Genomic DNA, 22071 nt, shown 5'->3' on the forward strand with positions numbered 1-22071 from the left:
CCTACAGGAACAGGCTCGCTCCGTTTCGGTAGCACACGTCCGAGACCCACTCGTCTCCCAGATCGAGGCGAGCCACCGCGGTCAGTGCGTCCAGATACGGATACGGGATGTTGGGGAAGTCGCTCCCGAACAGTATGCGGCCCTGAAGATCTATCAGTTTCGGTCGTCCGGATTTCGGGAACGGCCAAGACGCTTCCGAGAAATCGGTGAACGCCATGGTCGTATCGAGTCGCACGTTCGGATACTGCAACGCCATCTCGAGAAACTGAAGATACTCGGGCATTCCCATGTGCGCGATGATCAGCGGAAGTCGTGGAAAGCGTTGCAGTAGCGTGGCAATCGATTCCGGACCGGTGTGTGGTCCGGAAGCCGGCCCCGAACCGCAATGGATCACGACGGGGATCGCCGCGTCCTCGATGATCCCCCACACGCCGTCGAGCAGTGGATCGTTCGGCGGGTAGTTCCCGACCTGTATGTGTGACTTGAAAATTCGGGTGCCGGACGCCACCGCAGATTCGACGTACTGCGTGGCACCTTCCTCGGGGTAGAACGTGGCGGTGTGCACGCAATCGGGCACCCGCTGCGCGAACTGTGTGCCCCACGAGTTCAGCCACTCCGCCATGCCTGGCTTGTGCGGGTAGATCATCGAGGTGAACCCCCGTACACCGAACTCGCGCATCATCTCGATACGCGTGTCCTCGTCCTCCCGGTAGGTGATCGGCCAGGCCATTCCGGTGAGGGGGCCCGCGGAGTCGAAGTACGTCCAGACCTTGTCCATGACGTTCTTCGGCATGAAGTGGGTGTGGACATCGAAAAGTCCGGGCAATCCGAGGTCCGCCCAGAAGGACCGGATCTGCTCGGTTTCAGTGGGCGACATGGCCGTCGAACCATTCGAGTGTCTTCGTCCAGGCGTCGGCTGCGGCCTCGGGATTGTAGACCGCGGGACGGTCGTTGCAGTTGAATCCATGCTCGCCCTGGGCGTATCGGGTGATGCCGATCGACACTGGTGACGTCGCTACCGCGGTGCGCAATTGTTCGACCTCGTCGATGGGAATTCCCTTGTCCAGGTCGCCGAAGAACCCGTGCCAGGGCGTCTGCAACGCATCGGCGACCGACAACATTGCCGGATATCCGAAGCGTCCCTTCGAGATTCCGCCACCATAGAACGTCGCGGCGGCGCCGACAGAGCGTCGTACAGCGGTCTGGAAGGTGACCGATCCGCCCATGCAGAATCCGACGATCGCAGTCTGCTGTGGCTCGAATCCGAGTTCGGCCAAAGCCGAGAATCCGGCGTCGACATCGGAATCGACCTCGCTTGCCTTCAGTGCGCCGATGGCTGCCATGGCCGGGTCCATATCGTCGTACGCGATGATCTGGGTTTGTTGTCGATGGAACAGATGGGGCGCGGTGGCGACCCAGCCGGCGTCGGCGAATCGTTGGCAGATATCGACGATGTGGTCGGTGACGCCGAAGGCCTCCTGAACTACGACGACACCGCCGCGAGGGGTTCCGGAAGGCGTAACAGTGGTGAGGGGGGTGGACATACCTCGATTGGACCACCTCGGCCGATCCATCTCCGCCCCGGCCTCCCCCGGCCGGGTCCGCGCTCCTCACGCCGGTTTTGTACCGTGGGTCACACGGCGCTTCGCGCCCTGATCGAAAAGGGATCTTTTCCCAACGAGAGGACAGTTCATGCGTGCGGTGCACATCACGAAGCTGGATGGACCGGATTCGGTCGAGATCGTCGACGTCGACGAACCGGCCGACGACGGGAAGTCCGTGCTGATCGACGTACACGCCGCCGGGGTCGCCTTCCCGGACGCTCTGCTGACTCGCGGGCTCTACCAGTACAAGCCCTCGTTGCCGTTCGTGCCGGGCAGTGAGATAGCGGGCGTCGTTCGGTCGGCACCCGAGGGATCCGGGTTCACCGCAGGTGATCGCGTCGCCGCCTTGACCGGACTGTCCGACGGTATGGCCTCGGTCGCCGCCGTGGCCCCGGAGACCGTCTTCGCGCTCCCGGACGCCGTCTCGTTGACGGCAGGCGCCGGACTGTTGTTCAACGATCTGACGGTGCATTTCGCGCTACGTGAGCGCGGACGTCTCACCGAGGGCGAAACGGTTCTCGTGCACGGCGCCGCGGGAGGCATCGGTACCTCCGCGCTGCGGATGGCTCCGGTTCTGGGCGCTGCACGGGTTATTGCCGTCGTCAGCTCGGAAGCGAAGGCCGAGATCGCGCGGGCCGCGGGCGCCACCGACGTCGTGCTCGTGGACGGATGGAAGGACGCGGTGAAGGCACTCACCGGAGGCAAAGGCGTCGACATCGTCGTCGATCCCGTCGGCGGTGACCGGTTCACCGACAGCATTCGCAGTCTTGCGCCGTCGGGTCGGATCCTGGTGATCGGGTTCACCGGCGGTGAGATCCCGACGGTCAAGGTCAACCGACTGCTGCTCAACAACGTCGACGTCGTGGGAGTGGGCTGGGGCGCATGGTGGATGACGCGTCCGGGCTACCTGAAGCAGCAGTGGGCCGAGGTCGAACCATTGCTCGCCTCGGGCAAGCTGACTGCACCCGAGCCGTCGGTGTTCCCGCTCGAGAAGGCGGGTGAGGCAATTGCTTCTCTCGAAAATCGAACCGCCGCAGGCAAAGTCGTCCTGACGCTCAGCTAGTCCGGCCGATCGACCTCGCGGGTGTGCGCCGACGCGGCCACCTCCGCGGGGAAGACGTTCTCGAAGACGGACGGATCGGTTCCCAGCCCTGAGGAGTACGACATTCCACGTAGGAAAGCACGCGCTGCAGGCCTGCTCTTCGCCTTCGCCTCGCTGCAATATCTGCTGCTCGAGGCGTTGACCGCCTCACGATCCGAGGGCTACCGGTACGCCTATGACACCGTCAGCGATCTCGGCGTGCCGACAACATCGGACACCTCGTGGCTGATGAACGTCGCATTCTGCGTGTCCGCGATCTCGGTGCTGGCTGCGGGCATCTGTTCGGCATCGCTGCTCGGACGTCGGCGATGGGTGTATCTCGGAGCAATAGCCGCCTACTCCCTCGGCAGCGTGCTCGTTGCCGTCGTACATGCCGGTGACGGAAATACACACATTATCGGTGCGGTTCTGGCGATCGGCGCCGGAAACATCATTGCCCTGCTCGTCGGCACGGGTGTTCCAACCTGCCCGCGTTGGTACTCGAGGGGCAGTGTCGGATTGGGGGTGCTCGGTTTCGTTGCTTCCGGTCTGCTGATCGCCGGTGTCGGCCCAGTGGGTGTGATGGAGCGCGCGTCGATCTACACGTTCACCGGCTGGGAGCTGCTCACCGCGGCAGCGCTCGGGTTGGTTGTTGCGCGCACGAGGCATTAGCGGTTCGTTTTACACCGTTCCCCGAGCGAACCACGCGCGGGCTTCCACCGTGAAGGGCTGCTCCGGGCGGTCGAAGGTGTTCAGGCAGGCCAATCGAAGGGCTTCGCGGCCACTGTCGTCGAGTGTCTCGAGGTAGGCACCGTGCGGGCCGATACCGAGGGTGAACGGCTCCCACCAGTCGTCGAAGTCAGCGTACGAGCCGCGGGCCGTGAGCGCGCCGTCCTCGACATCGGTGAGGCCGGCCTCGCGGAACACCGCAGCAATCTCCCCTGCGGTGTCGCCGGTCAGCTTCATCCTGTCGTTGACAGTGGGGTCTGCGGCGACCATGAACTGGCCGAGGATCCGCATAGCGGGCATCCCGGCGCGGTCCCATTGACACGCTGCCACCGTCCCGCCAGGCCTGGTGACGCGGGCCATTTCGCGCACACCGGCCACCGGGTCGCGCATGAACCCTATGACGAGACTCGCCAGCGCAGCATCGAACGAGTCCGTGTCGAAGGGCAGGCGCTCGGCGAAGCCCCCGCGGACATCGACGCCCGGATTGCGGGCTCGACAAGCCTCGACGAAAGGTGCAGAAGGATCGATCGCCGAGACCCCTGACGCGCCGACCCGCGACACCAGCTCACGCGTCAAACCGCCAGGGCCACAGCCGATGTCGACGACGTGCATGCCCGTCGTGACGGGGACTGCATCGGCGAATGTCGGTGCCAAGGTACGCAGATAGCGTCCGATCAACCGGTCGTAGCCCGCTGCCGGCGCTGCGAACATCCGAGAAGTCTCATCGTTCATGGCTCTCATCCTCCGCCCGAGCGCGTCGTAAGGGCAATCATATCGGCTGCTGAGTCGGTGGTTGACCTGGTGATTGGGCGATCCGCTCCGAGGCATGTAGTGTTGGTTTCACACCGACGCGGGGTGGAGCAGCTCGGTAGCTCGCTGGGCTCATAACCCAGAGGTCGCAGGTTCAAATCCTGTCCCCGCTACCAATGTCAGAAAAGAACCAGTACCTTCGGGTACTGGTTCTTTTTTTGTGTCTGTTTGCGCCGTTCAGCTCAATCTGAACTTGACGATATCGGTGACGTTGTCGACAGAGTCGACGAGTACCCGTAGCCGTTCGGACGGGCCGGGTGCCTCCAGGACGTCCTGACGGTCGGCCTGCCCCATCGGTACCTGCGCGGCAAGGGTGAATAAGCGTTCACCTGCCTCGGCAGGAAGAGCGGAGAAACTCGGATCAGGCGGTGGCGCAGCACCTTCGGCCCGTGCCAGGTTGCCGATCAATGCGTACAGCTGAGAAATCTTATCCTGCAGTGACTCGAACTCGGATTCGAGCGGCGGAGCGTCCGCGTTCTCGTCGGCCCACACACGAAGATCAGCGCGCGGGTAGGGGTCGTCCTCCAGCCACGCGTCGATTCGAAGTCTTTCGTTCCCTACACATTCCACGTAATGCCTGCCGTCACCGACCTCTTCGTGGGCGACGATGTGAGCAGCCGTTGCAATATGGTGGCGCACATCTCCGCCCCCGGACTCTTTCCCTCGCGCAATCAGCACCACCCCGAAACTGGGGTCCTCCATGGTGAGACAAGCGGCCAAGAGTTCCTGGTAACGCGGCTCGAAGATGTGCAGAGGAAGACGCTCCCCTGGCAGCAACACGCTGCCGAGTGGAAACATTGGCCACAGCGACATTGTCAGTCCGACACTGCAGTTGTCGGTGCTGCCTCGACCGGGGAGTTCGCGGTGAGAAATTCGTCGAGAACGCGGAAGAAAAGATCCGGCTCGTCCAGCTGCGGGAAATGTCCTGCGTCGGAGAAGATCTCGACACGGCTATTGGGCACTTCCCGCCTGATGTTGTCGGCATGGGAAGCCGGAATCATGCGGTCCTTGCCACCCCAGATCAGTAGCGATGGGATCGATTCGAATTTCTCGAAGTGCTGCTTGGCGCTGACCGTCTGTCCACGCGGGCCGACGACTGCGCGCGTGGAGGCAAGGAAAGCTTCGCGGGTCTGTCGGTCGGACACCGACTTGAACGAGCGCCACGTTTCCGCCATGCTCGCACCCGGCCGTACCGGAAGCCCCCATTTGTGCAACTGCCCCATGACGCTCTCGGCATTCTTGCGTACCCAGTCGGACGCCAAAACCGGAAGAACGAGCTCACTGCCGGGCAAGGTGGCGGCCTTGAGAAGCAGGCTCACTTCGGTGCCGAGACCGCCGCTGCTGACGAGCACCAACCGCTCGACCAACCCCGGGAACAGGTAGACGGCCTGCATGACGATCCCGCCGCCCAGCGAATGGCCGACCATCGACGCGGACTTGATGTTCAGATGTTCGAGCAGATCGCGGATCGTCGCAGCATGCGAGCTGAGTGAATAGTCTCCGGACGGCTTGTCGGATCGGCCGTGGCCGAACAGATCGGGCGCGATGACACGGTGCCGCGCCGACAGGCGTTCGATTTGCCCTGCCCAGGACTCGTTCGATCCCAGCAGACCATGCACCAGCACGATGGGTGGACCATCGCCGACGTCGACATAGCGAAGTACGTCTTTGTGCAGTTCGACCGAGGCCATTGGGTAACGCGGTGAGTCCATGTTCATGGGTCGAGAGCCTCCCGGCTGCGTTGCTACAGCATCGAAAACCAACGTACGCGTATCGGGGGACCGAGGACAGCTCATCGAGTCCTGCGTCACGTTACAAGGCTGCATCGAGGACTGGTGGCCATCACGATGAGTGGCGATGGACGTCATCAGCGGTCTGCGGCTTCGCCGCCGTTCTATCGAGTCGGTCATCTGTGATCTGTCCGTTCCCGCCGCCTGCGCCTGTGCAGTGCGTCGTCGATGATGTCGGCGACTCTGGCGACGATGGGCTCGCGAACCATGTCGATGTGATTGCCAGGAACTTCTCTGATGACGAGATTGCCCGTCGCCAGCGTTTCCCAGGAGCGTCGATCGGAGGTGTTCTCGCCCGTGACGACAACAGTGACCGGGCCGCTCCATGGCTTCGGTCGATGAGCGTCGAGTGCTCTGTGACCGATGATGCCGAATGCCAGCCAGCGCTCGGTGGTCGGAAACCGGACCAACCCCGCCAGTGCGACGGACACCGCCCGGCGAGCGAGCGCGGGAAGGCAGGGTTTGCGGAGCGGTGCTCTGTCGGGGGCCGCTTCGAGATCGGTGTTGCGCTCCGACAGCTTGTCCAACATCGTTCGGTACAGGCGAGGGTCGAGCAGAATCAGCTCGGCGACTATGTCACCGTCCGATTCGAGGATACGAGCCATCTCGAGGGCAATCCATGCTCCGAGTGAATGGCCGACGAGCAGATACGGTCCCTGTGGCTGGATCCGGCGGATCTCGCGGACATATCGACGCGCGGCTTTGCCGATGCTGCGGTCCGGAAGTGCCTTTTTCCCAAGCCCTTTGGCTTGTATCGCATATACGGGACGGTCGTGGTCCAGGTGATTGGCCAGAGGGATGAGTCCGACTGCTGGTACGCCCGCTCCCGCGATGACGAAGAGGGGAGCCGCGGAACCTTCGCTCCGCAGCGGAACCATGACTCCGTCGTGTGACGACCTTGCGGTGTCCAGATCGGCATCGGCGAGCTTGGCATCGACGGTCCGGGCCAAGCTACGGATGTTCATCGCCTGCGCAAGTTCCTCGGTGGAGATCTCGACGTGGAAGGACTGTCGCACTCCCACCACGATCGTGGTCAAAGCAAGTGAGGTGGCACCCAGCGCAGCAAAATCCGCGTCGCGGGCGATGTCGTCCAGCCCTAGTTCTTGTTGAACTATATTGCCTATCCACCTTTCGGTGGGTCCATCGAAAGCGTTGTCGGACAGCGCCTCCGGCAACGGTTCGGAGTCGAAGAGTTTCGAACGATCGACCTTGCCTCGTTCGTTCCGGTCGATCCTGTCCACCCGGGTGATATGTGCGGGAACCGTCCATTCCGGCAAGTCTCTGCGCAGTGCATCGCGCACTGCGGCGACAGAAGATCGATCGGAGACGAAGTATGCGACGAGTTCCTTGCCCGATTCGACATCGCGTGCAACGACCGTGGCATCGTCCACACCGTCGATAGTACGAAGTGCTGCTTCGACTTCCGTGGGCTCTACCAGGTAGCCGGACACTTTGATCACATCATCGACTCGACCCACGAGGTGCAGAACCCCGAACCGATCGATGCGACCTACATCTCCGGTGAGGTAGCGGTGAGTTGCGTCGTGAGTACTGAAACGCGAGCGCGTCAACTCTTCCAGCCCGAGATATCCATCGGCCGACAAGGGCGCCGAGATTCGAATTTCGCCGATCTCACCCAACTTTCGCGTCCGACCGCCTACTCCGACGATCTCCACGATCTTTCCGTGTGGGCTGTACCCGGCAGGAATGAACCCGTGGGGAAGAGGCTGGTCCGCGCTGTATGAATTGTAGGCGACTACACCGGATTCGGTTGTGGCGTACCAATTGACGAAGGTTGCATCACTACCGAGCACGGATCGAAAAAAGCGTACGTCGGAAGAGTGAAGTGCTTCTCCGTACGTGGTGACGACGCGAAGTGACGGGATTGTGTTCGCAGGTACCGCGCCTACGAGAGAAGGCGGCACGTTCGAGGTGGCTAGCGTCGTGCGAACGCTACTCACCAGCGAAGGTGAGCAATGCAAAGTCGTGATGGAGCACCGCTCGATCCATGCTGCCAACTGATCCAGGTGGACCGCTCGCGGATCGCGGCAATGCACCTGTGCGCCACTGAGAAGACCTGCGAACAGGGTGTTGACGCCGGCACCGAAGCTCACTGGAAGCACATTCCCCACGCGGTCACGTGGCCTGAGCGCCAGGGCCGAGCTGACTTCGTACGCTTTGCTCAGGCACATCCGGTGACTGAGCAGAACCCCCTTGGGGACGCCTGTCGATCCGGAAGTGAACGCGATCATCGCAACTTGATCCCCGGTTACCGTCGGGAGCGGCGCAGCCGAGTCTTCGGCGTCGGAGATGTCGGCAGTGTTCATCCGCAGCGCGGCTGCCTGCTCGACGATGTGCCGGCGTCGAGTCTCGGGCAGGTTCGAGTCGAGAGGTATCAAAGAGTGCCCGGACGCGATGACCGCAAGCATCAACGTGATCGACTCGGTCGTGTTGCGCCCGTCCACCGCGATGGGACTTCGATCGACCTGGGTCAGGTGCGCAATCTTGCGGGCCACTGCATACGTCCGGTGCAGAAGCTGGTCGAAGGTGAGTACGCCGTCGTCCGCGACCAGAGCCGTCGCGTCGGGTAGCGCGTGGGCGACCTCGCACAACCGATCCAGCAGCGTGTCCCGCAGATCGGGTTTGCACATCGGCGCGAGGTCGGAGTGTGGGGACGTGTCGGTCGGATGAAGCGACATGCCCCCCCCTTGCAGTGCCACAGCCCATTCGGGTCTTGACTAGAAACCGTCTTCGAGTCTGTTTACGCGCTACAAGGTAACCCCAGGGTCGTTTTATGTGCAACCCTTACGACATTGTTACATAGCCCAAGAGGGCGGGCCTCCACGATCAGGCGTCGGCAATGGCCTCCAACGGGCGCGTGCGCGCTGCTCTGGCGGCAGGCCAGAGAGCTGCTCCGACTCCGACGATTGCCGACCCGATCAGCATCCCGATGACCTGCCCCCACGGAACCGTCATGACCCCGAGTCCTTCGTCGCGAAGCGTCCGCACGAAACCCCAGCCGAACACTATTCCGAGGACCAGTCCGACGATGGCACCGAACAGCGCTATCAAAAGGGACTCGAGATAGATGGTGCGACGCACCTGGGCACGCTGCATCCCCACGGCCCGCAACATCCCGATCTCTCGACGGCGCTCGACCACGGAGAGAGCGAGTGTGTTGATGATGCCGAGAATTGCGATCACGACTGCCAACGCGAGGAGTCCGTAGAGAACTGCGAGCAGAGTATCGATCTGTTGGCTCTGGCTGCCCTTGAACTGCTCGCGGTCCTGTACTTGTACGACGACGAACGGCTTCGTCGACGCCTCGAGGTCGCTGCGTAGGACATCGAGATCGGTACCTGCGGCCGCACCGACGAGAACCACGATGTCCGAACGCACGATGCTCGGTGTCACCTGCTCGTAGACGCTCTCGGATACGAGCCAGTCACCTACCAAAGGGCTGTCCTCGTAGATACTGGTCACGGTCACCGGGACGCGCACACCGTCGAACGAGTCCAAGTCCACCACGGTCCCCAGCTGCCAGTTCTTCTCGCTGGACGCCGACTGCGAGACAGCGATGCTGTCGCCGGAGAGTTCTGGATCGCCCTCGACAACTTTTCGATCGAACAAGCCGTCGGGACTTCCGTCGAGGGCAACCCCGAAGGTTGATTCACCGGAGATGTTCACCTGTACTGGGTGCAGTATCGCGACCTTGTCCACCCCGGGGGTGTTACGGGCGGCTTGTCCTGCCCCGACGGGAACACCGATGGCCTGAGGTCCGCTCAGGATGTAGTCCGCCTCGATTCCAGTGTCGACGAGAGCGTCCACACTGGCTTTCGCCGACGCACCGAGTACGCCGATCACGGAGACGAGCATCAGACCGAGCATCAGAGCGAAGGCAGTTGCTGCCGTGCGGCGGGGGTTGCGGACCGAGTTGGTCCGTGCGAGAGAACCGATCGCACCGAAGGGCCGAGTGAGCACCGATCCCAAGGCGCCGACGATCGGACGCGAGAGTGACGGCGCGGCCAGCGCGACGGCGATGATGACGGCGACGGCTCCGACTCCGACGGTGCCCGCAGCTGCTCCACCTGTCGATTGCGCGCCCACGAGAAGTGCAACCGCGCCGAGCGCGCCGATCACGATCCCGATGATCGTGCGCATACGAAGACTGTCACCCGCAGAGGCGAACTCTTCTCGCATGGCCGCGATCGGTGGGATCTTGGCGGCACGACGGGCCGGCGCGTAGGCGCTCAGTACCGTCACGACGATCCCGACGAGGAAGGCGACGAAAACGGTTCTCGGTTCGAGAGCGAGTGCGCCCGAGGGCAATCCGACGTCGAAGGCATTGAGCAGAGCACGCAGGCCGTAGGCGAGCCCTACGCCGCCGGCGAACCCCAGCGCGCTACCGATGATTCCGACGATGAGCGCTTCGAACACTACCGAGCGGCTGACCTGGCTGCGGCTTGCGCCGATGGCACGGAGCAATGCGAGTTCGCGGACTCGCTGCGCGACGATCATCGAGAAAGTGTTGTAGATGATGAACGTGCCGACGAGTAGGGCGATGCCGCCGAATGCCAGCAAGAAGTAGTTCACGAAGGACAACGCGGATTCGATCGCGTCCTGGGCTTCGGCGCGTACCTCGTCGGCTGTCTGCACCTTGGCATCCGGTAGCGCGGCGGCGATCTCCTCGCGTAGGTCGGCCTGGGTCATGCCCTTTGCTGCGAGATCATTACCAGCGACGTCGTAGTACTGGACATGCGAGCCGTCCGAGAACAGCTCGTTCGCTTGGCTCTGCAGGAACTGGACTCCGATATAACCGCCGGATTCGGTTGCGGTGTCGTAGATTCCGGTCACCGTGACATCGACCGTGCCCTTGGACGGAATGAGGACCTGCGTCGAGTCCCCGACGGTGAGGCCGGACCGCTCTGCGCCACCCTCGTTGATCGCGACTTCACCGGGGGCAGCGGGCGCAGCGCCGGAGAGGAAGTCTTCTTTTGCGCCGAGTCTCTGTTCATCGGGGATGTAGGCCTCCCCGATGGTGGGCGCACCACCGGACTGAACTGTCGCCCCGGACTTGTCGAGAACGACGATCTGTCCGCCGACGTAGGGCATCACTGCGGCCACGTTCGGTAGGGCCTCTATGGTCGCGGCATCCTGGGTGGGGACTCCGCTCGAGCCGGTTTCCTCCGCGCTGACTCGAACATCCGCACCTGCCGCGGTGTCGGAGAAGATCGAGGAGAACGTGCGCTGCAAGGTATCGGTGAACACGAACGAACCTGCGACGAAGGCTGTTCCGAGTACGACGGACAGGACGGTAAGTGCAAGACGAACTTTGTGTGCAGCAAGATTTCTCAGTGAAACCTTGCGCATGGGATTGGCGGCCATGATCAGACCGTCTCCAGCTGCTTCATGCGGTCGAGGACTGTCTCGGCTGTTGGATTCGCCAGTTGATCGATGACAGCGCCATCGGCCAGGAACACGACGCGGTCGGCGTAGCTTGCCGCGCGCGGATCGTGAGTGACGATCACTACCGTCTGATCGAAGTCGTCGGCCGCGGCGCGCAGAATACTCAACACCTCGCCGGAGGAACGCGAGTCCAAGTTGCCGGTCGGCTCGTCGCCGAAGACGATGTCGGGTCGGCCTGCGAGTGCTCGCGCGCAGGCTACGCGCTGCTGCTGTCCTCCGGACAGTTCGCTCGGGCGGTGATCGAGACGATCGCCGATCCCGAGCTTGCTCACCACGGTGTCCAACCATTCCTTGTCCGGCGTACGGCCGGCGATGTCGAGCGGAAGGGTGATGTTCTCCAGTGCCGTCAGGGTGGGGACGAGGTTGAACGACTGGAACACGAAACCGATGCGGTCTCTGCGCAATCCGGTCATCTGCTTGTCGGTCAGGTCGGTCAGTTCGGTGTCACCGATCGTCACGGTCCCCGACGTTGCCGAGTCCAGGCCCGCGAGGCAGTGCATCAGAGTGGATTTCCCCGAACCGGAGGGGCCCATGATTGCCGTGAACTCGCCGCGCGCGAACTCCACGCTCACCTCGCGCAGAGCGTGGACTTGGGTATCCCCGGAGCCGTAGGTTTTGGTCAGGGCGATCGCGCTGGCGGCGATATCAGTCATAGTGTTCAGTCTTTCAGTGTTCGGGAGTCTTCACTATCGGGGGACACCCTGAGGTGCGCCCACCTATCATGGATACATGCGTATCGGGGCACACGTCCGCGACTCCGCCGACCCCATCGGTTCCGCGGAGAGTTTCGGCGTCGATCTGGTTCAGCTTTTTCTGACCGATCCGCAGAAGTGGAACAAGCTCGAGCCCCACCCCCAGGGCGAGGACTTGAAAGCCGGCAACATCGACGTCGTGGTGCATTCGTCGTATGTCCTGAACGTGGCGAGTCTGAACAATCGGATCAGGATTCCTTCGCGTAAGGCTGTGATCGAGCAGTCCGCGGCCGCTGCCGGGATCGGCGCGATCGGTCTGGTCGTGCACGGCGGTCACGTGCGTGATGGCGAGGACACCACGAAGGGCGTCGAGAACTGGCGCAAGTTGTTCGAGCGCCAGGAGGATGTGGGGGGCTTCGGCGTGCCGATCTTCATCGAGAACACAGCGGGCGGAGATTTCGCCATGGCTCGCCACTTCGACGACATTGCGCGGCTGTGGGACGCCGTCGGCGAATTCGGTGCCGGTTTCTGTCTCGACACGTGCCACGCTTGGGCGGGAGGCGAAGAGCTCGTCGGCGTCGTGGATCGAATCAAAGCCATCACGGGTCGAATAGACCTGGTGCACCTCAATAATTCGCGCGACGAGTTCGGCTCTGCGCGCGACCGGCATGCCAACCTCGCCGACGGAACGATCGATGCCGACGTTTTGGTCGCGGTCGCCGAGGCAGCAGACGCTCCGGTGATCCTCGAAACGCCCGCCGACGGGCTGGCCGAGGACGTTCGATTTCTGAAGAGCCTCTAGAGGAACATCGAGATCGTCTTCTCCCAGAAGCGTTCGAAGTCGTCGACGTCCGCGCAGGTGAAGACTCGGCTGTTCCAGCGGAACTCGGTGTCCACCACGGTGACGCCTTCGATCTCGACGACGTCGCAGGTGACGGACAGGTTGTGGGTCAGCGGGGCACTGTCGTCGGGGACAGCACTACCGGTGCCGTACTCGAACGAAATCTGAGCGCCGGATCTTCGTGCCAGCACTGGAGGGCTCGAGACGTGCTTGGCGGTACCGAAGTCCAAGCCTTCGTTGGGGGCCGCGGCGACGCGGCGACGGACTTCGGAGGTGAGTACGTCGACTTGGCCGGTGGACGGAAGACGAACCGGGAAGAAACCACGATCCTCGGACGCTGCGTCGGGATTGCCGAATCGGCCGGCTTCGATGTCGACGAGCACTCCGGAGGTGCAATTGCGACAGCGATCGCTCTGCCACGAACCGACGGTGGCGGCGAGGACGGCAAGCAGGGTGGTGGCCGGTGGATGATACGCACCCGCCCATTGGGTACGCGAGGAAGTGACGACCGAGGAATCGATCGTGTCTATCCGGGGATCGGCGCGACGGCTTCCGAACGGCCGTTCTTCGGGAGTGAGAACTGCAACCCAGTAGGGAACCTGTGCCGCTGCGGACTGTGCTGTCACCGACTGCCTTCCGCTCAGTGTCGCCTAACCTAACAATTCTCACTGTAGCCAGATCGGGAACGATTGGCGAGAGGGGGTCAGCCCAGAAGACGAGGAGCCGAAGGCGACGGCGGAAGATCCCCGTCGTTGAGGCGGTCCAGAAGCTCTTGCGACCACACCAGAAGCCCGGCCACATCGAGTCCGTACGGCGGATCGACTTCGTAACCGCGGATGCGATCGTGGCCTTGTTCGAGCAGTGATCGAGCCCCCACGGCGTTACCACGTAGGAGGTGCGTCAGGCCTACGGCGAGCTGAGCGAGACCCTGCCAGAGCATCTGCTCCGGTTCCGGTGAGTCCTTCCACGTTCCTTCGAGAATTTCGTGAGCATGGAAGGGCATATCGGCATCGAGTAATTGTTGTGCTTTCGCGATGGACTCGTGCGGCGGAAGCCTGAGGTCCTCCGGTATCCGTTCGACACCGATTGCATCGCGCGCGAGCGGCCGTCCCAAACCGTCACGGGGGCGTGCATTCAGCGGTTTACCGTTGGCATCGCGTTCTCGTTCCGGCATGTGCGCTCACACCTTGCTGGTCGTCGTCACCGTGTGGGTCGTCGCGGTGTGGGTCGTCGAGGTCGGAGACTTCACAGTTACTGCAATCAACGCGAGAAGTGCAAACGCGGAGACACCGACCATCGTGACCGATACTGCCACGGCATCGTTGCCGAGAACACCGACTACCGGCGCGACTATGGCGCCGGAGCCGAACTGTGCAGCGCCGAGCAGCGCCGCAGCAGTTCCCGCGGCTTCACCGTGCCGAGACAGCGCCAGGGCAGGTGCGTTCGGCATGACGAATCCGACAGCTCCGAGGACGAACCACAGCGGGATCAGGAAGCCGAATATTCCGCCGATATCGCCGACGGCGAGGACGGTCATCACTGCGGCAGCGAGCACGCCCGCCGACAATGCGCTGATCACGATGCGTACCGGTGTGAAGTGGGCGAGGAGAACGACGTTGAGCTGTGAGGCACCGATCAGGGCGATCGCACCGAGCGCGAATACGACAGCGAACTGCTGTTCGTCGAGTTCGAATTGCTCTTGGAGGACGAACGACGAACCTGCGACGTAGGCGAAGAGGGCGGACATCGCGAGAGCGGCAACCAGCACGAGTACGACGAACTGTCCGTCGCGCAGGAGGCTGCCGTAGGTACGGACAACCGGCATGATGCCGCGACTACGACGCCGCTCCGGCGGCAGGGATTCACGAAGCGAGAACACAGCGAGGACCAGCAAAGCCACACCGAGCACGGCAAGGACACCGAACACCCAGCGCCACGAGCCGGCAAGAAGAACTGCCCCACCCAGCGACGGCGCCAGGACCGGTGCAACACCCATGACCAGCATCAGGCGGGACAGTACCGTTGCGGCGGCCCGACCGGTGAACAGATCGCGTACGACGGCCATTGCGACGACCGCAGCTGCCGCTGCGCCGAGGCCTTGTAGCCCACGAAAGAGACCGAGGACGGCGACATTGGGAGCGATGACGCACAGCAGTGATGCGGCGACGTGGACTGCTGTGCCGGCGATGAGTGGCAGTCGACGGCCGATGATGTCGGACAGTGGACCGATGACGAGCTGGCCGAGTGCCAATCCGATCAGTGTTCCGGTCAGCGTGAGCTGCACTGCGGCCGAGGACGAGTTCAGATCGTCGACGATTGCAGGCAGCGCGGGTAGATACATGTCGATGGTCAGCGGGCCCAGCGCGATGAGTGCACCGAGAACGAGAATGACCCTCAGTCGCTCGGACGATGTCGGCTCGACGACGGCCACTACGGGTGGGTCGACGGTGGCAGTTCGTTCCGGGGCTCGAGACACCCAAAGGTCAGCAATGAAGATGACCGATATGTTCCCGAGCGGGAAGCGTTGGGGCTAGAGTCCGCAATCGTGACCACGCCAGAGGACAGTCCGCGGCAGGCTATCGCCCGGGCGTACATCGACTCCTTGCTCTCCCACGATCCGAGCGCAGTGAAGTTCGCGCCCCACGCACGCCGCGTAGAAAACGGGTTGACCACAGGATTCTCGGGCCCTGGGTTGATCAAGGCCCTCGGCAACGCGTTCTACTACCGCGCGATCATTGCGATCCGGAACATCGCACTCACCGAATCCGGAGACACGGTGCACTCGGCCTTCCTTATCGATGCGGGATTGCGTGGCAGGCGGATGGTGACCGTCGCGGTCGAGGAAAGCTTCCTGATCCCCGACGGCACCATCCACCACATTCGCGCGAAACTTCGGATCCCCCTCAGGCGCGCACCCGCAACTGTCTGAAACTCAGGTGTCGAGCCCGCCTACGCGGAGACAGCAGCCGACGTCGCGTCGAGCCGTGCAAGCTCGGCGGGCGACAAGGTCAGCGTCGGGGCGGCCATCAGTGCAGGCAGCTGAGAGATCGTGCTCGCGCTCGCGATCGGCGCAGTGACAGTCGGCTGATGCAGCAGCCACGCGAGCGCGACGGTGGCGATTTCTTCCTCGTGAGCCTCAGCGATCTCGCTCAGCGCATCGACGACGTCGAGTCCATTGTCGGTGAAGTAACCCGTCGCCAGTAGTTTCCGAGTCTGGCCACCTTCGAGGTCCTTGCGCACGCGGTATTTGCCGGTCAGGAACCCTGACGCCAAAGAGAAGTACGGAAAGACCCCGAGGTTGTTATCGGCGGCGAGTGGGGCAAGGTCGGATTCGTACGCATGTCGAGTGACAAGGTTGTAGTGCGGCTGCAGAGCGATCGGTGCCGCGAAATTATTCTCGCGTGCGACCTTCAACCACTCCTCGACGCGATCGGCCGAGAAATTGGAGATCGCGACGTACCGAACCTTGCCGTCTTCGATCAGCGAATCGAACGCTGCGAGCGTGTCGACGAGTGGGGCATCGCCGGAGTCGGTATGGGCGAAGTAGATGTCGATGTGATCGCTCTGCAACCGCTTCAACGACGCCTCGGCCGCGGCCGCGATGTTCTTCGGTGTCAGACCCTTGAACTCGGGATGCTGGCTGACCTTGGTTGCGATGACGACGTCGTCACGGTTGCCGCGGGCAGCAGTCCAGCTTCCGATGATGGTTTCGGATTCGCCACCGGAGTTGCCGTCGACGAACGCGGAGTACGAGTCGGCCGTGTCGATGAAATTTCCGCCACCGGCGGTGAATGCGTCGAGAATCTCGAAGGAGGCGCTTGCATCACTGGTCCAGCCGAAAGTATTGCCACCGAGAGCCAGCGGAAAGATGTCGAGGTTCGAATGTCCGATTGCTACCACCGAGTACTCCTTCAGTCGTCCAGAACTAACCGTGACGGGCAACACCGTCTCGGTAACGGTTATTCCGCTTCGAGGGGGCCAGTGCGGGATCGGGTTGGGATCCGCTCGGGCAATTTACTCTCCGTGTTGGGATTCGAACCTCCTGCAGGGGGTTCGAATCCCAACAAGCGGAGCATTTGCGGTAGAGATGGGTTTCCAACGGCAAACGCGCCTACGGCTGCCTTCAGTGGCCGGTGTGATCCACCAGCGGCGTGCGGGGACCGAACTTCGGCTTGATGGCCTTGCCGCTCACTGCAAGAAGCCGAACTGCCCGAAATCTATGCGGCGCAAGAGGTTCGAGATACTCGACCATGGCCGCGTCGTCGAGAGGCCGTCCCAGCAGTGACCAGCCCACGACGGCAGCCAAGTGATAATCACCCACGGACAACGCGTCGGGATCTCCGAACGCACGTTGTGCGACTTCGGCGGCAGTCCAGACGCCGACCCCCGGGATCGCTCGCAGTCGACGCGTCGCATCCGCCGTAGACATCGTCGCAGTCTCTTCGAGCCTGCCGGCCGACTGCGCGCAGCGAACGATGGTCTTCGACCTGGCGGGATCGACATTCGCCAGATGAAACTCCCACGACGGGATCATCCGCCACACGTCCGCCGCGGGTGGCACGAACATCGGCTTGGGCGTCGGCCCGGGAGCGCGCTCACCGAACTTGGTGACGAGTCGGCGCCACGAAGCGAACGCGGAGACTCCATGCACACGCTGTTCCAGAATGGCAGGAACCAACGCCTCCATGACAAGGCCGGTACGGCCGAGCCGGAGGTGCGGAAACTCCCGATGGGCTTGAATCAGCGTCGGATGCTCGGGCGCGAAATCCGACGCATCGTCGGCGTTTCCCAGGAGCGCGGGCAGCATGCCCGTGAATTCAGCGGCGCCTGCTCCCCATGCCTCGCTTCGAACGCGGAACCGAGAAATCTGCGTCAATCGATACGTGAGAACGCCCGAAGGCAAACGTGAGGTTCGCCACACCGAGCCCGCTGAATCGCGCTCGAAAGTGGGGTCGCCCTTGCCTCGACGAAGCGGGGAGAGCGTCATCGCCACGTCCATCGGGTGCTCCGAAACGAACTCGGTCACGACCGAGTTCGAGGAGGCGTGGAGATCGGACGACAACATGTCCTTTCGAGCCTAGCGCTCAGAACCGACCGGCGACCGAAACGACGGTTCGACCGGTGATCCGACCTTCTCGGATCTTGTCGAGAGCGAGCTGGACGCCGGTAACGGGAATCTCCGTGGTGAGCGCAGCGAGGTGTCGCGGACGCATATCGGTCTCGAGTTGCTGCCAGATTGCCCGCCTATGCTCGATCGGCAACTGCACCGAGTCGATGCCGAGCAGTGCGATCCCTCGCAGGATGAACGGAAGCACAGTCGTCGGGAGTCGAGTTCCTCCGGTCAAACCGCTCGCAGCCACAGCGCCGCCGTAACACGTGGTGCTCAGGAGGTGGGCGAGCGTCGCGCCACCGACGCAGTCCACCCCTGCGGCCCACTCTGCACGCCCCAGCGGCCGCGGCTGCGCGTCCGGATCTTCCGGAATTCTCCCCATGACCGTGGACGCGCCGAGGCTGGTCAGCAATGCGGCCGCGTCTTTCTTTCCAGTCGATGCATGAACTTCGAATCCGGCTCCCGCCAACAGATCCACACTGACAGTCCCCACGCCGCCGCTTGCGCCGGTGACCAGAACCGGGCCGTCCGACGGCATGATGCCTCGATCGAGCAGGGCGCAGACGGACAAAGCTGCCGTGAATCCAGCTGTTCCGATCGCGGCCGCCTCACGGGTGGACAATGCGGTCAGGGGTACGACCCAATCTGCCGGTACGCGAGCGAATTCGGAGTAACCACCGTGTTGCGCGGTACCGATGTCGTAACCGTGAGCGACCACCGATTGCCCGACAGTGAAGTCGCTGCTCGTGGAATCGGCGACAGTTCCCGCGATATCGATTCCGGGGATGATCGGATATTCGCGTACGACGCCACCTTTCGGAGTGATCGCCAAAGCGTCCTTGAAGTTGACGGACGAATACTCCACAGCGATGGTGACAACACCCGATCGGTCGGCGTGCGTCGGTAGAAACGACTCGTTTACCTGTTCCGGAGCGAGAACTATCCCGTCGGATTCCCGGGCGACAAGAGCTTTGAACGACGAGGGCACGGAGCTGCTCACAAGAGATGATCCTTCCGGTTTCGGTTGCGTACCGACCATATCCAATCCAGCGCGGCGCCTGTTGTTTGTCGGAGGACCGAAGTAGGGTCCTGCTTCGTGATCATTGTGAGTACGGACGGCTCGTGTCTGCGTAATCCGGGAGGCGCAATCGGGTGGGCTTGGGTCGATCACACCGGTCCCAGCAACTCCGGCGGCGAGCCGTCGGGAACCAATCAGATCGCCGAGTTACGGGCTCTGCTCGAAGCAATTCTCGCCCATCCCGGCGACGAGCCGTTGTCCATCGAGTCGGACTCCCAGTACGCCATCAAGTGCGCATCCGAATGGCTTCCCGGGTGGAAGCGCAAAGGGTGGATAACCTCTTCCGGTTCCCCGGTCAGCAACATCGAACTGATCAAGAGCATCGATGCCGCGATCACCGAGCGCACCGGGCCGGTCCGGTTCCGTTGGGTACGCGGACACGTCGGGAATCATTTCAACGAAGCCGCCGACGCACTGGCCGGTGAAGCTGCGCGCGCCGTCGCCGCTTCCGGAGCAGTTGCGACGCCCGCGAAAGCTGTACCTGCGAAGGTCGCACCGAGTAAACCGGTTAGGAGTAGGCAAGCCAAGGCCGCACAGCCTGCTGACGAGGTCGCGACACTCTTCTAGTTCACTCGCGCTTCTGGTTCACTCCCGCTTCTGGTTCACATCACGGATGTCGACCTGCGCGAGTCTGAGTTTGGTGCACAGTCTTTCGAGAAGGGTCAGTTCTTCGTCGTCGAGTGCCTCGCCGACGTACCGCCGTATTCGGGCAGCGTGTTTGAGGCCGATAGAGCGTTGTACCGCACGCCCCTCGTCGGTGAGTGCGACGACAGTTCCGCGCTTGTCGTCCAGATCCTGCTGTTACCGGTAACCCTGCATATCAAGACTGGTCGTATTGCTGCCAGTCCGGAGCCAGTAACTGGACTACACACTCCACGGTCTTCAAATGTTTGCACTTAGAGTTGATCCTGTGACTGGAACCCGCAGACCTCAGTACGCGACCACCATTGGAGTACTGAATTAGCCGCCATGGACGAGACGTTGGCCTGTCACGCAAACAATCTGGATGGAGGACGGAGTGGAGACAGAATCTGTTCGTGGTTTGGCCGTAGCGCTGGCAGCGACCCTGTCGGCGCTGTCGATAACCGTCTACGTGACGGCATTCGTGACCAAGGGCCATCAGGAGCCGAATTGGGCTATCGGCATCAAGACTCGTGCGACGAAGTCGAGCAAAGAGGCTTGGGTAGCGGGGCACCGTGCGGCGTATCCATTCATGATGGCGGGCGCGACGCACTGCGCCGTATCCGCGGTATTGATAGCGGCGCTCCTGCTGATCGATCCATCACCTGGTACCGCGGTTCTGGTTCTCTCCGGCGCGCTTGCACTCGGGGCGGCCGTCATTCTTACGGTGAGTGGCATCAAGGCCGATCGAGAGGCCAGGAAACACGCACCAACCACCTAGCTTGAATCCCACTTCGGGTTCGTGATGTTGATGTTTCCGACGCGGATGCGAGTGTCCGATAACAGGACTGGTCGAGCGCATGCCCGGCGCTCGACGACACGTGACGGACGAAAAGTACTGCAACAGGGCAATATACAGACGTTCATTGGTAGCTCCGAATATGAGGAGTTGCCGTGCTCCCCGATTCTTGGCGGCCACCCGCACTAGTGCTGCGTCTCCGGCAGGGCCGCGCATTGACGCACCGCTACTTGCTTCCGCACCTGATGTCGGGTTGCGGTTTTCGGCTGTCCACGCGGCTGCGTCGGACTCTTGCTTAACACGCTAGCGGCAGCTACCTTGTTGAGCATGAGTGCTGTCGAGAGGCGAAGCCTGGTGCTTCGAGGGGTGTTGGACTTGTGCCTATTGGCGCTACTGAGGGAGCGGCCCGTCTATGGCTATGAACTGACCCAACGACTTGCCGAGCAGGACCTGCTCGTCGCAGGAGGGTCGGCGTACCCATTGCTTGCTCGCCTGGAAAAGACCGGGCTTGTCGTCTCCGAAAAAGCGCCGTCCCCATCTGGCCCGCCTCGAAAGTATTACTCGCTTAGCGCACTCGGAGCAGATGCGTTGGAGAGCGGTACGACCGAATGGATCGCCGTCTCCACGAGCGTCACCACTCTTCTTCGATCACCCGACTCAGCCAACAACAGAACGGTCGTGACATGAACTCCTCCATTACAGATGTCGAGAACGACACAACCCAAGATGTCCTGCGGGAGGCGAATCGTCTATGGAGACGTCGCAGTGTGCGAGGCGTCGACCGCGCCGAACTACTCGGCGAGTTGGAAGCCGAACTCGCGGGCGCGCACCGTGATGGACACGGACCGACTGTGGTCCTGGGCGACGACAAATCTGAGACGCTTCGGCAATGGGCGGACGAGCGACGAGTGTCCGGTCGCGCACTGCGGCTCGGTCTGGTTGTTCCAGCCGCTCTGGTCGGCATCGCTGTGGGCTTGGCGGTCGTCCTGCTTGCCCTCTTCGCAGGTTTCTCGAACCGCTGGTCATTCGATCCGGGCCCCTTCGTGCTTCCGCTTTATACTTCGGCAGGACTGCTGGCCTACCTGTGTGCACTCCTCTGCGTGTGGTTCACCCTTCGCCACGATCCGCATGCTCCGTCGACCGTCTGGTGGCTCGCTGCGCTTCTACCGATGGGTGCCGTTCTCGGCACGGGAGCAGGCGTCGCTGTTGCGTGGTGGAGAAACTTCAACACCAGTTCAACTATCTTTACCGTAGTTATTGGAGTGGTCGTAGTAGTGATCGGTGCGACGGTCGGACTGGCCCGGTATCAGGCAGTTCGATCGTCATCTGCGCGCTAGCTTCGCCACCGTGTCAGCAGCCGTGGTCTTCCATGCCGAGAGCACCCAACCAGGACATCAGTAGCTCAGAAAACTGTCGGGGACGACTGGTCATAACGCCGTCACGGCGTCTG

The 22071-nt window shown here is 62.5% G+C and carries 22 protein-coding genes and 1 tRNA gene; 9 read left to right on the plus strand and 14 right to left on the minus strand.

Going from position 1 to position 22071, the window contains the following annotated elements:
* Position 1 precedes the first annotated feature (1 nt).
* Together ABIB36_RS06535 and ABIB36_RS06540 are read right to left on the minus strand one after the other, a co-directional pair.
* Positions 2-877, minus strand: coding sequence for an amidohydrolase family protein (locus ABIB36_RS06535; RefSeq protein WP_354560135.1), 876 nt, complete (start codon positions 875-877; stop codon positions 2-4).
* Positions 864-1544: a dienelactone hydrolase family protein gene (locus ABIB36_RS06540; protein ID WP_354560133.1), complete on the minus strand. Its 681-nt coding sequence runs from the start codon at positions 1542-1544 to the stop codon at positions 864-866. The genes ABIB36_RS06535 and ABIB36_RS06540 overlap by 14 nt, the downstream gene beginning before the upstream one ends.
* A 148-nt stretch (positions 1545-1692) precedes the next feature.
* Here ABIB36_RS06540 and ABIB36_RS06545 point away from each other — a divergent pair, with 148 nt between their 5' ends.
* Positions 1693-2667 carry an NADPH:quinone oxidoreductase family protein gene (locus ABIB36_RS06545; RefSeq protein WP_354560131.1) on the plus strand — a complete coding sequence of 325 codons (975 nt, stop codon included), beginning with the start codon at positions 1693-1695 and terminating at the stop codon, positions 2665-2667.
* Positions 2668-2688: 21 nt separating this feature from the next.
* A complete protein-coding gene (locus ABIB36_RS06550; RefSeq protein WP_354560129.1) occupies positions 2689-3357 on the plus strand; it encodes a DUF998 domain-containing protein in 669 nt (222 codons plus the stop codon).
* A gap of 9 nt (positions 3358-3366) precedes the next feature.
* On the opposite strand, the gene ABIB36_RS06555 is transcribed toward ABIB36_RS06550, so the two are convergent.
* Positions 3367-4146 carry a class I SAM-dependent methyltransferase gene (locus ABIB36_RS06555; RefSeq protein ID WP_354560127.1) on the minus strand — a complete coding sequence of 260 codons (780 nt, stop codon included), beginning with the start codon at positions 4144-4146 and terminating at the stop codon, positions 3367-3369.
* 117 nt (positions 4147-4263) lie between these two features.
* Here ABIB36_RS06555 and ABIB36_RS06560 point away from each other — a divergent pair.
* Positions 4264-4340 (plus strand) — tRNA-Met (locus tag ABIB36_RS06560).
* Positions 4341-4401: 61 nt separating this feature from the next.
* Here ABIB36_RS06560 and ABIB36_RS06565 read toward each other — a convergent pair.
* From ABIB36_RS06565 to ABIB36_RS06585, 5 genes are all read right to left on the minus strand, one after another.
* On the minus strand, positions 4402-5037 hold the full coding sequence (locus ABIB36_RS06565; RefSeq protein ID WP_354560126.1) for an LON peptidase substrate-binding domain-containing protein: 636 nt from the start codon (positions 5035-5037) through the stop codon (positions 4402-4404).
* A gap of 2 nt (positions 5038-5039) precedes the next feature.
* The gene (locus ABIB36_RS06570) at positions 5040-5942 is read right to left on the minus strand and encodes an alpha/beta fold hydrolase (RefSeq protein ID WP_354560124.1); all 903 of its coding nucleotides are present in this window, start codon (positions 5940-5942) and stop codon (positions 5040-5042) included.
* 188 nt (positions 5943-6130) lie between these two features.
* Positions 6131-8713 carry an alpha/beta fold hydrolase gene (locus ABIB36_RS06575; protein ID WP_354560122.1) on the minus strand — a complete coding sequence of 861 codons (2583 nt, stop codon included), beginning with the start codon at positions 8711-8713 and terminating at the stop codon, positions 6131-6133.
* A 148-nt stretch (positions 8714-8861) separates the two neighbouring features.
* Positions 8862-11399 (minus strand): ABC transporter permease, encoded by a 2538-nt coding sequence (locus ABIB36_RS06580; RefSeq protein ID WP_354560120.1) that lies wholly within the window; start codon positions 11397-11399, stop codon positions 8862-8864.
* Positions 11400-11401: 2 nt separating this feature from the next.
* A complete protein-coding gene (locus tag ABIB36_RS06585; protein WP_084345758.1) occupies positions 11402-12133 on the minus strand; it encodes an ABC transporter ATP-binding protein in 732 nt (243 codons plus the stop codon).
* A 76-nt stretch (positions 12134-12209) separates the two neighbouring features.
* On the opposite strand from ABIB36_RS06585, the gene ABIB36_RS06590 reads away from it, so the two are divergent.
* Positions 12210-12974: a deoxyribonuclease IV gene (locus tag ABIB36_RS06590; RefSeq protein WP_084345757.1), complete on the plus strand. Its 765-nt coding sequence runs from the start codon at positions 12210-12212 to the stop codon at positions 12972-12974.
* On the opposite strand, the gene ABIB36_RS06595 is transcribed toward ABIB36_RS06590, so the two are convergent.
* The 3 genes from ABIB36_RS06595 to ABIB36_RS06605 all read right to left on the minus strand — a co-directional run bounded on the left by ABIB36_RS06595 (position 12971) and on the right by ABIB36_RS06605 (position 15489).
* Complete coding sequence (locus tag ABIB36_RS06595) at positions 12971-13639, minus strand: hypothetical protein (RefSeq protein ID WP_354560118.1); 669 nt, start codon at positions 13637-13639, stop codon at positions 12971-12973. The two genes, ABIB36_RS06590 and ABIB36_RS06595, sit on opposite strands and share 4 nt — an antisense overlap.
* 77 nt (positions 13640-13716) lie before the next feature.
* The gene (locus ABIB36_RS06600) at positions 13717-14187 is read right to left on the minus strand and encodes a DUF309 domain-containing protein (RefSeq protein ID WP_084345755.1); all 471 of its coding nucleotides are present in this window, start codon (positions 14185-14187) and stop codon (positions 13717-13719) included.
* Positions 14188-14193: 6 nt separating this feature from the next.
* The gene (locus ABIB36_RS06605) at positions 14194-15489 is read right to left on the minus strand and encodes a multidrug effflux MFS transporter (protein WP_502950149.1); all 1296 of its coding nucleotides are present in this window, start codon (positions 15487-15489) and stop codon (positions 14194-14196) included.
* A 69-nt stretch (positions 15490-15558) separates the two neighbouring features.
* Here ABIB36_RS06605 and ABIB36_RS06610 point away from each other — a divergent pair, with 69 nt between their 5' ends.
* The gene (locus ABIB36_RS06610) at positions 15559-15942 is read left to right on the plus strand and encodes a DUF8021 domain-containing protein (RefSeq protein ID WP_354560116.1); all 384 of its coding nucleotides are present in this window, start codon (positions 15559-15561) and stop codon (positions 15940-15942) included.
* A gap of 20 nt (positions 15943-15962) precedes the next feature.
* On the opposite strand, the gene ABIB36_RS06615 is transcribed toward ABIB36_RS06610, so the two are convergent.
* From ABIB36_RS06615 to ABIB36_RS06625, 3 genes are all read right to left on the minus strand, one after another.
* On the minus strand, positions 15963-16913 hold the full coding sequence (locus tag ABIB36_RS06615) for an aldo/keto reductase (RefSeq protein WP_084345930.1): 951 nt from the start codon (positions 16911-16913) through the stop codon (positions 15963-15965).
* A gap of 223 nt (positions 16914-17136) precedes the next feature.
* Complete coding sequence (locus tag ABIB36_RS06620; RefSeq protein WP_502944895.1) at positions 17137-18078, minus strand: DNA-3-methyladenine glycosylase family protein; 942 nt, start codon at positions 18076-18078, stop codon at positions 17137-17139.
* Positions 18079-18097: 19 nt separating this feature from the next.
* Complete coding sequence (locus tag ABIB36_RS06625) at positions 18098-19162, minus strand: acrylyl-CoA reductase family protein (protein ID WP_084345751.1); 1065 nt, start codon at positions 19160-19162, stop codon at positions 18098-18100.
* A 57-nt stretch (positions 19163-19219) separates the two neighbouring features.
* Between ABIB36_RS06625 and ABIB36_RS06630 the strand changes: the two genes are divergently transcribed.
* The 4 genes from ABIB36_RS06630 (at position 19220) to ABIB36_RS06645 (ending at position 21958) form a co-directional block, all read left to right on the plus strand.
* On the plus strand, positions 19220-19768 hold the full coding sequence (locus tag ABIB36_RS06630; RefSeq protein WP_084345750.1) for a ribonuclease H family protein: 549 nt from the start codon (positions 19220-19222) through the stop codon (positions 19766-19768).
* Between the two features lie 451 nt (positions 19769-20219).
* Complete coding sequence (locus ABIB36_RS06635; protein ID WP_354560113.1) at positions 20220-20603, plus strand: SdpI family protein; 384 nt, start codon at positions 20220-20222, stop codon at positions 20601-20603.
* A 345-nt stretch (positions 20604-20948) separates the two neighbouring features.
* Entirely contained in the window at positions 20949-21308 is a 360-nt protein-coding gene (locus tag ABIB36_RS06640) for a PadR family transcriptional regulator (protein ID WP_354560111.1), read from the plus strand.
* Positions 21305-21958, plus strand: coding sequence for a hypothetical protein (locus ABIB36_RS06645; RefSeq protein WP_354560109.1), 654 nt, complete (start codon positions 21305-21307; stop codon positions 21956-21958). Before ABIB36_RS06640 ends, ABIB36_RS06645 begins: the two co-directional genes overlap by 4 nt.
* Positions 21959-22071: the final 113 nt, after the last annotated feature.

It is taken from the genome of Rhodococcus sp. UYP9 (assembly GCF_040547235.1).
Taxonomy (GTDB): Bacteria; Actinomycetota; Actinomycetes; order Mycobacteriales; family Mycobacteriaceae; genus Rhodococcoides.